Raw genomic sequence first — 12,590 nt, forward strand, 5'->3', positions numbered from 1 at the left:
CTCCTACGGGCGTCGAGCTCGGCGGGCGGAAGTGACGACTCGACGGGTCGGATGCGACGACTCGGCGGGTCGAAAGTGACGACTCAACCGTCACCGGTGGCTCAGAGCAGGCCGTCGGGCAGCTCGGTCCCCTCCTCGAACAGGGCGAGCAGCCGGGCGGCCCGCTGGGCGGCGTCGACCACCAGCTCGACGTCGTCGGCCAGCTCGCCCGACGCGACGGTGACGCCCGCCCCCACGTCGTCCACCGTGGCCGGCACGGTGCGGGCGTGCAGCTGGGCGAGCAGGCCGTCGCGGTCGACGCCACGCAGCGCGAAGAGGACCAGCGGGTCGGCGTCGACGAGCCAGCCCGTCTGGATCAGGACGGCGACGGCGTGCGGGCACGGGTCGAGGTAGTGGGGGCAGGTGCAGGTCGCGGCCAGCTCGCCGCCGTACGGGAGCAGCTCGACGCCGACCTCCTCCGCGTGCTCGACCAGGTCGTGGGGAAGGTTGCCGGCGAGCAGCTCGGCGATCCGGCCGGCCTCGGCGGCGACCACCTCGACCAGGGCGGTGCGGGAGGCCTCCTCCAGCACCGGGATCGCGACCTCCACCGTCCAGGCGTCGTCACCGTCGCGGCAGGCTGCGAGGATGCCACCGGACGCGACGCTGATCGCGCCCACGTCGCCGCGGCGGGCGTGCGCCCGGCCCGGCCGGAGCTCCGCGTCGGAGTACGCCGCCTCCTCGACGGCCCGCTGCCAGGCCTTGCCCCACCAGCTGCGGACGCCGCGGGTCGGCTGGGTCTGACGGGTGAAGGTCGTGCGCATCAGCGATCGCCGTCCGCGCGCTCCGCGGCCTCGCGCGCCGCTCGGCGCAGGGTCACCAGGTCGCGCAGCTCCTCGTTGCTCAGCTCCGTCAGCGCGGCGTCGCCGCGCGCCAGGACCGCGTCGGCGAGCTGGCGCTTGCGCTCGAGCAGCTGGGCCACGCGCTCCTCGATGGTGCCGCGGGTGACCATCCGGTGCACCTGGACCGGCCGGGTCTGGCCGATCCGGTAGGCGCGGTCGGTGGCCTGCTCCTCCACGGCCGGGTTCCACCAGCGGTCGAAGTGCACGACGTGGTCGGCACGGGTCAGGTTGAGCCCCGTGCCACCCGCCTTCAGCGACAGCAGGAACACCGGCGGTCCGGTCGAGGTCGTGGCGTCCCCACCCTCTTGGAACCGGCGCACCATCGCCTCCCGCTGGGCGACGGGGGTGCCGCCGTGCAGGAACTGGTGCGGTACGCCGAGCGCGGTGAGGTGCTGCTCGACCAGACGCGCCAGCGCGACGTACTGGGTGAACACCAGGACCGCCCCACCCTCGGCGAGCACGGTGGCGACGAGCTCCTCCAGCAGCTCCAGCTTCTCCGACCGGCCGCTGAGACGGATGGCGCCGGACTGCTTGAGGAACTGCGCCGGATGGTTGCAGATCTGCTTGAGGCCCGTCATCAGAGCGAGGACGAGGCCGCGGCGGCTGTCCTCGTCGGCCCGCTCGATCCGCTCCATGGTGTCCTTGACGAACGCTTCGTAGAGGACCACCTGCTCGCGGGTCAGGCCGAGCAGATGGTCGGTCTCCGTCTTGGGCGGCAGCTCCGGCGCGATCCCCGGGTCGGACTTGCGGCGCCGCAGCAGGAACGGCCCGATCAGGTCGGCGAACTGGCGGGCCTTCGTCGGCTCCGCGCCCGACTCGATCGGCGCTCCCCACACCCGGCGGAACGCCTGGCGGCTGCCGAGGAGGCCGGGCACGCACCAGTCCAGGATCGACCAGAGCTCGGTGAGGTCGTTCTCGACCGGCGTCCCCGTCAGCGCCACCCGTGCCCGACTGGAGAGCCGGCGCAGTGCCCGCGCCGTCGACGTACGGGAGTTCTTGACGTGCTGGGCCTCGTCGGCGACGACGAGATCCCAGTCGACGGCGGCGAGGGTGTCGGCGTCGCGCCGCAGGGTGCCGTAGGTCGTCAGCACGAACCCGCCGTCGAGGTCGGCCAGCGAGCGGGCGCCCCCGTGGAAGCGCCGGACGGGTACGCCGGGGGCGAAGCGCTCGATCTCGGCCTCCCAGTTGCCGAGGAGGCTGGCGGGGCACACCACGAGCGTCGGACGGCCCTGCGCGAGGCCGTGCTCGAGCCGGTGGAGATGGAGGGCGATCAAAGTGATCGTCTTGCCGAGACCCATGTCGTCGGCCAGGCAGGCGCCGAGCCCGAGACCGGTGAGGTCGGCGAGCCAGGTCAGGCCGTGCCGCTGGTAGTCGCGCAGCCGGGCCGCGAGCCCCGCCGGCTCTGCGAGCGGAGCGCGGGTCGCCGCGCCGAGCACCTGCTCGCGGACCTTCAGCAGGCTGGCGCCGACCACGACCTCCGTGGTCGCCGGCTCGGCGTCGGCTCCCTGCGCGGCGGACGCCGGCAGCTCGGTGACCCCCGTGAGCGCCGCCGCCAGGGCCTGAGCGCCGGTCGCCTTGCGGATCAGCCGCCTGCGCGCCCGCTCGGCGGTCGTCGGGTCCACCACCGTCCAGGCGCCGCGCAGCTTGATCACCGGGCTGGCCGCCTCGGCCAGCTCGGCCATCTCCTCCGGGCTGAGCACCTCGCCGTGCAAGGACACCTGCCACGAGAAGGAGAACAGCCCCTCCGCCGAGAACGGGCTGTCCTGGAGCGGCAGCTCCGGGTTGCGCTCGTCGCCCTCGGCGCGCCGCTCGAGCACGGCCCGCGTGGTCAGCTCCGGGCCCAGAGAGCGCGGCCAGTGCACGTCCACCCGCGCCGCGCGCAGCGCGCCGACGTGGTCGAGGAGGCCCGCGATCTCGGGTCCGTCCAGGGTGAGCTGGTCGGGCACCGCCAGCGCCAGCAGCCGGTCGAGCACCGGCCACGCGTCGGCCGCCGCGCGCAGGGCGATGCTCGCGTGCACCCGCGCCCGGCTGCCGAAGCCGTGCTCGGCGGGGCCGGCGGTCCACAGCAGGGCGGCGTCGCACACGTGGAGCGGGTCGCGCTCGTCGTGCACCTGCAGCACCAGGCGGACGGTGCCCGCGACGAGCTCCTCCTCGTCGGCCTCGACGCGCAGGGACACCCGGACCAGCTCGGGCAGGAGGGAGTCCTGCGCGCCGTGACGGTGGTCGCGCGAGCCGGCGGCGCGGGCCTGCTGCGCGTCGCGACGCGCGGCCAGCCGCCGTCGCACCCGCTCGGCGAAGTCCTCGGGACGCGCCGGGGACGCCGGCTCCGCGCCCGAGGCACGCCGCGGGGCGGGCGCGGCACGCGGCAGGGTGTCCGCGACCGCGTCGAGCATCCCACGCACCACCTCGGCCGCGCCGGCCGGCGGGAGGTCGTCGTACGCGCGAGCCCGGGCGAGCCGGTCCACCGCGTCGTGGTCGCGGGCATCGAGACCGGCGACCCGCCAGGCGCGCCCGGCGTCGTCGGGCGCGACCTTGCCGGCAGCCACGAGCCGGAGGCCGAGCAGCGCCGCGCCGCTGAGCAGCTGGACGCTCGGGTGGGCGTCGTCCGCGGTCCGCGCTCGGCTGAGGACGGGCAGTGCGGCGCTGACGGGCAGGGCGACGGCGCGGGCGCCGCGGATGTCGGTGAACTCGATCGTCGCCGGATCGCCGGCCCGGAAGGTCGCGGGGCCGGTGACCGGAACGAAGCTCACGCCCGCGACAGTAGCGGGCGCGCCCGACACCACCTGCCGGACCGGCGCACCCACGGTGCGGCCCGGAGGCTTGCCGGCGCACCGCCGAGCCCATGGTGACGGGGGGACATCGATCTCCGCGGAGGTCGGCGGCGACGGGACCCAGGGATGGCCCGGCCGCGACCGCCGGATGCTCTACGCGGAGCTCAGCGGCTGACGCCAGCCCCGGCCTCGAGCCGGCGACCCCGCAGGCGCGCGAGCAGCACGGCTCCGAGCAGCAGGACGCCGCCGGCCGCTGCGGTGATCGCAGCCCACCAGGTGGGGTGCTCGGCCGCCAGCGCCACCGACGCGAGCGGTACGCCGAGCGCCGTCATCGCGATCGCGAGCACGGTGAAGCCAGAGTGGTTCGAGATGGCGGCGGCCAGTGCCCAGAGCACGGTGAGCAGGCCGCCGAGGGCGACCACCCACCACACGTCCGACTCGGGGAAGCCCCGCGAGGGGTCGAGCGTGCCGCCGGGCGACTCCTCACCGAGGAGCATGCCCGACATGCCGCCGAGGATGTCGGCGAAGAGCCGCAGCACGGCGAAGGAGGCGAGCAGTCCGAGCAGGCCGACGAGGCCGAACGTCCCGACCACCACGCCCGACACGGCCCGGCTCGGCAGCAGCCAGCCGACGAGCGTGACGACCACGACGAACAGGGTGAGCAGGACGGCGGTGGCGAGCTGCGGATGGTCCTCGCCGATGCTGTCCGCCACGACGCCGTCCAGCGCGACGGCATAGATCAGCCCGAGGCCGAGAATGGCCACCACGACGAAGGCCGCTCGACGCGCCGCCAGATAGCCGGCGGCGGCGAGGACCACCATCGTGCCGCCGACGAGGTAGGCCACCCAGTCCTCACCGCGGTCGATGCCGACGCCCATCATCACCGCGGTCGCGAGGATGCCGACGCTTCCCGGCCAGGTGACGACGTCCTCGCGGGCGCGGCCACCGGCTCGACGAGCGGCGAGCGCGGCGAGGACCGCGATCACCAGGAGCACGGCGGTGGCGCCGACGCCGACGCCGTACGTCGAGCCGTCCAGGCCCTCGCCGTCGCCGCGGCTGCGGACGGCCGAGACGACGACGGCGGCCCCGAGCAGACCGGTGCCGAGGGCGACCACGCCGGCGGTCGTCCCGGCGCGGCCGGCGCGGGCCGGCAGCGCGGGCTCGCCGGGACCGGGAAGGCCGGTGCCGCCGGGGGGCGGCGGGACGCGCCCGGCGCCACGCTCGTCGGTCGCGGGGTCGTCCGGGTCGGTGACGATGGCTCCGGCGGGCGGGGTCATCGGGCCGCTCGGCGCGGACGGCGCGGCAGGCGGCGTCGGATGCCCGTCACGGGGGTGCTCGGGGGTGCCCTTCGCGGGAGCGTCGTCGGTCATGGGGCCGACTCTAGGACCGTTGCGGCCCCGATCGCGGGAGGCTGGAGCGGTCAGCCCGACAGGCCCAGCACGAGCGGCACCACCGCGGCTGCCCCGGCGTCGTGCAGGGCCTCGGCGCCCAGGGTGAGGGACCATCCCGTCACCAGCCGGTCGTCCACGAGCAGCACCCGGGCGTCCCGGACCGCGACCGGGTCGTCCAGCTGGAGCGCGCACCGTCGGCTGACCGCGGCGACCCGTTGGGCCGAGTTCGTGGCGCCTCGGTCGGGCCCGACGGAGAGGTCGACCACCGCCCAGCGCCCGACCACCGGCACGCCGAGGAAGCGCGAGAGGCCCGCCGCCAGGTCCGCCGTCAGGGCGGGCCGGCGCTCCGACTCCGCCACGACGATCGCGTCGACCTTGGGCTGCCAGTCCTGGAGCATCGCCACCATGGCGCGGGCGAGCGAGTCGGGGACGGGGCCGTCCTGGGCGTCGACCGCGAACAGCCCGCGCAGCGCGGCGCCGTGCCCGAGATCGGTGAGCCGGGCGATGGCTCGGCCCTCCTCGGCGGGCTGCTTGATCCGGCCGGAGCGGCTCACGCCGATCGCGGCCAGGCCCGAGGGCCACAGCTTGCGCGGCTCGATCGGCACTCCGGGCCGCGCGATCCGGTCAGCGGCCTCGGCGACCGCCGCCGACGAGACCTCGGTCGACAGGTCGAGCCCACCGCAGTTGTCGCACCGTCCGCATCGCCAGTCGGGATCGGCCAGCACGGCGGGGTCGTCGAGCTGACGGCGCAGGTAGCGCATCCGGCACTCGTCGGTGGACAGGTAGGCGAGCATGGCCTGCTGCTCGGCCTGGCGGGCCGCGGCCACCCGCGCGTAGCGCTCGGCGTCGTACTCCCACGGACGCCCGGTGGCCTCCCAGCCGCCCTTGACGCGACGGACCGCGCCGTCGACGTCGAGGACCTTGAGCATGGTCTCCAGCCGGCTCCGGGACAGGTCCACCCGCGGCTCGAGGGCGGCGGTGCTCAGCGCCCGGCCCTCCTCGCTCAGCACGCTCAAGGTCTCGCGGACCAGCTCCTCGCGCGGGAAGGCCAGCGACGCGAAGTAGGCCCAGATGTCGCGGTCCTCGGTGGCCGGCAGGAGCACGACGGTGGCGTCGTCGACCGTGCCGCGCCCGGCGCGCCCGACCTGCTGGTAGTAGGCGACGGGGCTGTCGGGGGCGCCCAGGTTGACCACGAACCCGAGCGCGGCGTCGAAGCCCATCCCGAGCGCGCTGGTCGCGACCAGTGCCTTGACCTCGCCGTCGACGAGGGCCTGCTCGAGCGCGAGCCGCTCGGTCTGCTCGGTCTGGCCCGAGTACGCCGCCACCCGGTGCCCGCGCGAGCGCAGGTAGTCGGCGACCTCCTGGGTCGCGGCCACGGTCAGGCAGTAGACGATGCCGCTGCCCGGCTGCTCGGCGAGGTGGTCGGCCAGCCAGGCGAGCCGCTGCTCGGCCGTGGTCAGCCGGACCACGCCCAGCCGCAGCGACGAGCGGTCGAGGGTGCCGCGCAGGACGAGGGTGCCGGCGACGCCGTCGCCGTCACCAGCGAGACCGTCGCCGGTGAGCTGCTCGGCGACGTCGTCGGTGACGCGCTGGTTGGCGGTCGCGGTGGTGGCGAGGACCGGGATCCCCGCGGGCAGCTCCCGCAGCAGCGTGCGGATGCGGCGGTAGTCGGGCCGGAAGTCGTGACCCCAGTCGGAGATGCAGTGCGCCTCGTCGACGACCAGGAGGCCGCAGGTCGCCGCCAGCCGCGGCAGCACCTCGTCGCGGAACCCGGGGTTGTTGAGCCGCTCAGGGCTGACCAGCAGCACGTCGACCTCCCCGGCAGCGATCGCCCGGTGGACCTCGTCCCACTGCTCCATGTTGGTGGAGTTGACCGTGACGGCGCGGATGCCGGCTCGCTCGGCCGCCGCGATCTGGTTGCGCATCAGCGCGAGCAGCGGCGAGATGATGACCGTCGGCCCGCTGCCGCGCTCGCGCAGCAGCAGGGTGGCCACGAAGTAGACCGCCGACTTGCCCCATCCGGTGCGCTGCACGACCAGCGCCCGACGCCGGTCGACCACCAACGCCGCGATCGCGGCCCACTGGTCGTCGTACAGCGTCGCGTCGGGGCGCCCGACGAGCGCCCGCAGATGCTGCTCCGCACGGGAGCGGACGGCGGTGTCGTCGGGGGTCGCGGAGTCCATGGGGTCGTGTCTACCAGCGCCGCCCGACACGGGCGACGGGGAGACCCGGCTGTCCCCAGCACCCGGACGCCCCGGAACGGCGTCAGTGCGGCCGGGGCTCCACGCCGAGCGCCGCGCACGCGGCGTCGTAGAGCGCCACGACCTCGCGGCGGATCTCCGCGCGCTCGGTGATCGGCCCGTTCGGCCACCGGATCCGGCGCTCCCCGAGCGGGCCCTCCGGACCGATCACGGTCCAGGTGCCGGCCTCGCCGTCGGCGTCGCTCATCGAGGCGGCGGTGGCCTCGGGGACCCCATGGGCACGCACGATCAGCAGGTTGTCGTCGAGGTGGTCGCCGTTCATGTGGGCGAGAACGGCGTCGACGACGGCCGGTTCGAAGGCGTGGGTCATGGCTCCACCCTGCCCGCCTCAGGCTGCCCGTTCAACGCTGCCCGTTCAGCGCAGGCGTCGCATGCGGCTCCCCCGGCCTCAGTCGTCGCGCCAGCTCTCGTTGACCAGGTCGGACTCGATCGTGCCCGCAAGGTCCGCCCACAGCACGACGCCGCCGTGGTCGACCTCGCTGACCCGCAGGTACACCCAGTGCTCGGTGTCCGTGACGGGCTTGCGCACGTGGGCGCGGCTGCTGCTGATCCGGCCGTCGCTGCGCTCGCGCGCCTCCTCGTCCAGGGCACGGAGGACCTCGGCGTCGACGGCGCCGAGGTCGAAGGGCGACCGGTCGCGGGCCTGCTCGCCCAGCCACTTCTCCAACACGGTCCCGTCCCAGCGCCACACCTCGGCGAGATCGCCCGGGGTTGCCGGCGGGGTCGTCAGCAGGATGTCGTCGGTGCCCCCGAACCGGGCCTCGAGGACCTCTGTCCCGCCGGACTGGCGCGCCAGCGCGGCGCCGACCTCGGCCAACGCCTCGTCGGTCACGATCGGCGCGTAGCGCTCCTCCCGCGGGAGCGGCGCGGGCGCCTGCTCGCCGCCCGCGCTCAGGATCGCCGAGCCGGCGTACGCGACGCCGGCTGCCACGCCGACCCAGCCGGCCAGACGCCCGGGCCTCCGGAGCCGGCCGGGCCGCCCGGACGTGCGCCGCGCAGGGCGTCGGCGGGGCAGGGCCGCGGGCCCCGCGGCCGGCTCGCGCTCGATGTCGTCGGTCTCCGGCCTGCGGTAGCGCTGCCAGCGAGCGCCCTCCCCGCGGGACCGTCCGCTCACCAGATCCGCACGCGGTCCCCCGGCTCGAGCCACAGGCCGTCGCCCGGGGCCGTGCCGAAGACCTCGTGGAACTCGTCGAGGTTGCGCACGATGTTGGCGCGGAACTCCGGCGGGCTGTGCGGGTCGATCGTGAGGTACTGCTGCTCCTGCTCGAGCCGGCGCTTGGTGCGCCACACGTAGGCCCAGTTGAGGAAGAGGGTCCGGCGGTCCTCCTCGGACGCCGCGGTGCCGGCCGCCTCCATCGCGATCCGGAACGCCGTGTGGGCGATGGTGAGCCCGCCGAGGTCGCCGATGTTCTCGCCGACGGTGAGGGCGCCGTTGACGTGCTCGCCCGGCAGGTTGCGGGGCGAGAAGCCGTCGTACTGGGCGATCAGGGCCTTCGACTTCACCTCGAAGGCGGCCTTGTCGTCGGCGGTCCACCAGTCGTTGAGGTTGCCGTCGCCGTCGTACTGCGCGCCCTGGTCGTCGAAGCCGTGCCCGATCTCGTGACCGATCACGGCGCCGATGCCGCCGTAGTTCTCCGCCGGCAGCGCGTCGGGGCTGAAGAACGGCCGCTGCAGGATGCCCGCCGGGAAGCAGATCTCGTTGGTGCCCGGGTTGTAGTAGGCGTTGACGGTCTGCGGCAGCATGAACCACTCGTCGCGGTCGACCGGAGCGCCGATCTTGGCGAGCTGGCGGTCGGTCTCGAAGGCCGCCGCCGCCTGGGCGTTGGCGACCAGGTCGTCCGGTACGACGACGAGCGCGCTGTAGTCGCGGAAGCGCTCGGGATAGCCGATCTTGGGCCGGAAGGTCGCGAGCTTCTCGTAGGCCCGCTCCTTGGTCTCCTCGGTCATCCAGTCGAGCTGGCTGATCGACTGCCGGTAGGCCGCGAGCAGGTTGGCGACGAGCTCGTCCATCATCGCCTTGCTGCTGGGCGGGAAGTGGCGGGCGACGTACTCCTTGCCGACGGCCTCGCCCATCGCGCCCTCGACGAAGGACACCGCGCGCTTCCAGCGCGCCCGCAGCTCGGGGGTGCCGGAGAGCGTCCGTCCGTAGAAGTCGAAGTTGGTCTGCACGAAGTCGTCGCCGAGGTACGGCGCGACCGAGCGCAGCACGCGCGAGAGGAACCAGTCGCGCCAGGTCTCGATCGGCTCGGCCTCCAGGACACGGGAGAGGTGCTCGAGATAGGACGGCTGGCGCACGACCACCTCGGCGATCGTGGCCCCGGGGCCGGAGGGCCGGCCGCCCAGGTTGGTGACGTAGGCGTCCCAGTCGAACGCCGGGCACAGCGCCTTGAGCTCGTCGGCGGTGAGCAGGTTGTACGTCTTCTGCACGTCGCGGGTCTCCGCGCGCTCCCAGTGGCCCTTGGCCAGCTCGGTGTCGAGCGCGAGGATGCGCTGCGCGGCAGCGGCGGGGTCCGCGTGGCCGCCGAGGGTGAGCAGCCGGGTCAGGTAGGCGACGTACGCCTCGCGGATGTCGGCGAACTTCTCGTCGCGGTAGTAGGACTCGTCGGGCAGCCCGAGTCCGCCCTGGACGAGATGGAAGAGGTAGCGGTCGGACTGCCGGTCGTCGGTGTCGACGTAGGAGCCGAACAGGCCGTAGCCGCCGATCCGCTCGAACTCGCCGAGGAAGGCGGCGACGTCGCGGACGTCGCGCAGCGCGGCGACGGCGTCGATGAGCGGCTGGACCGGCGCCAGGCCGGCGGCCTCGACCCGCTCGGCGTCCATGAACGAGTTGAACAGGTCCGCGATCTTGCGGGCGTCGCCGTCGACGTCGGCGGTGCCCTCCTGGGCCGCGGCGGCGAGCTCGGTGATGATCGTCCGCACGTCCTCCTCCGCCTGGTCGGCGAGCTGGACGAAGGGACCCCAGCTGGAGCGGTCGGACGGGATCTCCGTCTCGCTCAGCCAGGTGCCGTTCACGTGGCCGAAGAGGTCGTCCTGGGGGCGGATGCCGAGGTCCATGCCCGGCCGCGCGTCGTCGAGGATGCTCACGCGTCGAGCCTACGCAGTCCGGTCCAGGGGTGGGCGCCGGGACCAACGTCCTGACTTCGTCCCGGGTTGCGCCCGGCAGGCTCAGGACGAGGTCCGGGGCTCCGATCGGCAGTCCATGAACCGCCTGCTCGCCCTGCTGCCGTGCCTCGTGCTCGGCCTGGCCGTGCTCGCTCCGGCGACCGCCGGGGCGGTGGGGACGACGGCGCCGGCCGGTGGGACAGAGGCGGTGCCGGCGCGCGCGGCGGCGCGACAGCTGCAGCCCGCGCTCGAGGAGCGCGTCCTCGAGCTCACCAACGAGCAGCGCGCCGCGCACGGCTGCCGCGCCCTGAAGGCGTCGAAGCCGCTGCGCCGGGCGGCGCGGAGGCACACGACGGCGATGGCCGACGCCGGGCAGATGTCGCACCAGCTGCCGGGCGAGGACAGGTTCTCCACCCGGATCACCCGGGCGGGCTATCGCGGCTGGAGCCTGGTCGCGGAGAACATCGCGCGGGGGTTCTCCTCGCCTGAGGCGGTGATGTCCGCCTGGATGAACAGCCCCAGCCACCGCAAGAACATCCTCAACTGCCGGCTGCGCGAGCTGGGCGTGGGCGTGGTCCTGCGCGACGACCAGCTGTGGTGGACCCAGGACTTCGGCGTGCGCTGAGGTCCGTCGTACGGCGACACGCCGGCCGGTCGCCGAGTTTTGCTAGCCCTTCGGGACTAGGCGATCCGAGGCGGAGCGCCGAGGCGCGGCGCCGGTCCGGGATCGCACCATCGTTGTCATGCTGTTCCGCTGCTCCCGGATGGCCGCGACCGCCGTCCTCGCCGTCCTGCCCGCCCTGGTCCTCCTGCCCGCCCTGCCCGTGCTGCAGCCGGCACCCGCCGCGGCGGCCCCGACCGCTCAGCTGGCCTCGACGGACACGCCCACGATCACCGGTACGCTCACCGACCTGCTGACGGGACTGCTGGCGGCACTGCTCGGCGGGCAGACGACCGTTCCGGCTCCGCCGCCGGCGCCCGGCCAGCCGGCGCCGGCCCCGATCCCGATGGCGGTGCACCCGTCCTTCGAGGACCGGGTCGTCGCGATCGTCAACAGGCGTCGCGCCGCGGCGGGCTGTCCCGCCGTACGCTCCCACGCGAAGCTGCGCCGGGCCGCGCGCACCCACAGCGTGGGGATGGCGCAGTACCGCACGATGACCCACTTCCTGCCGGGCGAGGCCGGCCTCGGCGAGCGGGTCAGCTATGCCGGGTACGACGGGTGGCGGCGCCTAGCGGAGAACGTCGCCTCCGGCTTCGACTCCCCGCGCGGCGTGATGCAGGGCTGGATGAGGAGTCCGAGCCACCGCCGCAACATCCTCGACTGCCGGATGCGCCATCTCGGTGTCGGCGTCGTCGTGCAGGGCTCCCAGCTGTGGTGGACCCAGGACTTCGGCCGGCGTTGAGGGGCGGTCGGCCCCGGCGGTGGCGGATTCACCACGGGATGTGGGCGAGTCGGCCGCGGCGGTGGCGGATTCACCACGGGATGTAGGCGAGTCCGCACATCCCTGGTGGAACTCCGCTACAGATGCGGGCATTCGCCTACATCCCGTGGTGAATCCGCCCCCACCCCGAGCCCGCAGCCACCGCACCCCAGCCCCTGCCCCGACCGCCGTCCGTGGACCGACTCGCTGACAGCGCGGACCGTTGGCCGCCATGATGCTCCCCGTGCGCTCGGCCTCCCTGCTCCTGACCGTCCTCGCGACGGCCGTGGTCACCGTCCTCCCCGCCGCACCGCCCGCCGCGCCCGCCGCGCCCGCCGCGCCGGCGTCGCAGCACGGGCTCGGGTCGGACAGCGCGCGGAGGGAGGTACGCCTCCTCGGGCAGGTCAACGCGGAGCGACGGCGGGCCGGCTGCCGGCGGCTGCGCTCGCGCGCCGCCTTGCACGCCTCGGCCGCGGCGCACTCGGCGGCGATGGCCGCGTACGGCGGGCTGTCCCACCAGGTCCCGGGCGAGCGCAGCCTCGAGCAGCGCATCGCCGACGCCGGCTACCGCAACGCTCGCCTGATGGCGGAGGTGGTGGCGGCGGGACCGAGGAGCCCACGCGAGGCGCTGCGCAGCTGGCTCGACAGCCCACCGCACCGTGCGGTGATCCTCGACTGCCGGCTCCGGCTGGCCGGGCTGGGCGTGCACGAGAGGGACGGCACGCTGTGGTGGACGGTCGACCTGGTCCGCCGCTGACCCGGCGGG

Annotated in this window: 10 protein-coding genes; 3 read left to right on the top strand and 7 right to left on the bottom strand. The window is 74.7% G+C overall.

Annotated elements, in window-relative coordinates; translation table 11 throughout:
• Positions 1-101: 101 nt before the first annotated feature.
• The 7 genes from ACJ5H2_RS20455 to ACJ5H2_RS20485 form a co-directional block, all read right to left on the bottom strand.
• Entirely contained in the window at positions 102-800 is a 699-nt protein-coding gene (locus ACJ5H2_RS20455; RefSeq protein ID WP_408897278.1) for an SWIM zinc finger family protein, read from the bottom strand.
• Positions 800-3,628, bottom strand: coding sequence for a DEAD/DEAH box helicase (locus ACJ5H2_RS20460; RefSeq protein ID WP_408897279.1), 2,829 nt, complete (start codon positions 3,626-3,628; stop codon positions 800-802). The genes ACJ5H2_RS20455 and ACJ5H2_RS20460 overlap by 1 nt, the downstream gene beginning before the upstream one ends.
• A gap of 185 nt (positions 3,629-3,813) precedes the next feature.
• Positions 3,814-5,019, bottom strand: a complete 1,206-nt coding sequence (locus ACJ5H2_RS20465) for a hypothetical protein (RefSeq protein ID WP_408897280.1) — start codon at positions 5,017-5,019, stop codon at positions 3,814-3,816.
• Positions 5,020-5,069: 50 nt separating this feature from the next.
• Complete coding sequence (locus tag ACJ5H2_RS20470; RefSeq protein ID WP_408897281.1) at positions 5,070-7,223, bottom strand: RecQ family ATP-dependent DNA helicase; 2,154 nt, start codon at positions 7,221-7,223, stop codon at positions 5,070-5,072.
• 82 nt (positions 7,224-7,305) lie between these two features.
• Entirely contained in the window at positions 7,306-7,611 is a 306-nt protein-coding gene (locus tag ACJ5H2_RS20475) for a DUF2470 domain-containing protein (protein ID WP_408897282.1), read from the bottom strand.
• A 78-nt stretch (positions 7,612-7,689) separates the two neighbouring features.
• The gene (locus ACJ5H2_RS20480) at positions 7,690-8,415 is read right to left on the bottom strand and encodes a hypothetical protein (RefSeq protein WP_408897283.1); all 726 of its coding nucleotides are present in this window, start codon (positions 8,413-8,415) and stop codon (positions 7,690-7,692) included.
• Positions 8,412-10,385, bottom strand: coding sequence for a M13 family metallopeptidase (locus ACJ5H2_RS20485; RefSeq protein ID WP_408897284.1), 1,974 nt, complete (start codon positions 10,383-10,385; stop codon positions 8,412-8,414). Before ACJ5H2_RS20485 ends, ACJ5H2_RS20480 begins: the two co-directional genes overlap by 4 nt.
• A 115-nt stretch (positions 10,386-10,500) precedes the next feature.
• On the opposite strand from ACJ5H2_RS20485, the gene ACJ5H2_RS20490 reads away from it, so the two are divergent.
• The 3 genes from ACJ5H2_RS20490 to ACJ5H2_RS20500 all read left to right on the top strand — a co-directional run bounded on the left by ACJ5H2_RS20490 (position 10,501) and on the right by ACJ5H2_RS20500 (position 12,581).
• Positions 10,501-11,028 (top strand): CAP domain-containing protein, encoded by a 528-nt coding sequence (locus ACJ5H2_RS20490; protein WP_408897285.1) that lies wholly within the window; start codon positions 10,501-10,503, stop codon positions 11,026-11,028.
• 118 nt (positions 11,029-11,146) lie between these two features.
• Positions 11,147-11,806, top strand: a complete 660-nt coding sequence (locus ACJ5H2_RS20495) for a CAP domain-containing protein (RefSeq protein ID WP_408897286.1) — start codon at positions 11,147-11,149, stop codon at positions 11,804-11,806.
• A 250-nt stretch (positions 11,807-12,056) separates the two neighbouring features.
• Positions 12,057-12,581, top strand: coding sequence for a CAP domain-containing protein (locus ACJ5H2_RS20500; protein ID WP_408897287.1), 525 nt, complete (start codon positions 12,057-12,059; stop codon positions 12,579-12,581).
• Positions 12,582-12,590 lie beyond the last annotated feature (9 nt).

It is taken from the genome of Nocardioides pymetrozini, from assembly GCF_046058985.1.
In the GTDB taxonomy this organism is placed as follows: Bacteria; Actinomycetota; Actinomycetes; order Propionibacteriales; family Nocardioidaceae; genus Nocardioides.

What these genes read in the sequence shown, in the direction of transcription:
- ACJ5H2_RS20465 (WP_408897280.1), bottom strand. Translation starts at nt 5,019, where the DNA reads ATGACCGACGACGCTCCCGCGAAGGGCACCCCCGAGCACCCCCGTGAC.
- ACJ5H2_RS20475 (WP_408897282.1), bottom strand. Translation starts at nt 7,611, where the DNA reads ATGACCCACGCCTTCGAACCGGCCGTCGTCGACGCCGTTCTCGCCCAC.
- ACJ5H2_RS20490 (WP_408897285.1), top strand. Translation starts at nt 10,501, where the DNA reads ATGAACCGCCTGCTCGCCCTGCTGCCGTGCCTCGTGCTCGGCCTGGCC.
- ACJ5H2_RS20495 (WP_408897286.1), top strand. Translation starts at nt 11,147, where the DNA reads ATGCTGTTCCGCTGCTCCCGGATGGCCGCGACCGCCGTCCTCGCCGTC.
- ACJ5H2_RS20455 (WP_408897278.1), bottom strand. Translation starts at nt 800, where the DNA reads ATGCGCACGACCTTCACCCGTCAGACCCAGCCGACCCGCGGCGTCCGC.
- ACJ5H2_RS20500 (WP_408897287.1), top strand. Translation starts at nt 12,057, where the DNA reads ATGATGCTCCCCGTGCGCTCGGCCTCCCTGCTCCTGACCGTCCTCGCG.
- ACJ5H2_RS20470 (WP_408897281.1), bottom strand. Translation starts at nt 7,223, where the DNA reads ATGGACTCCGCGACCCCCGACGACACCGCCGTCCGCTCCCGTGCGGAG.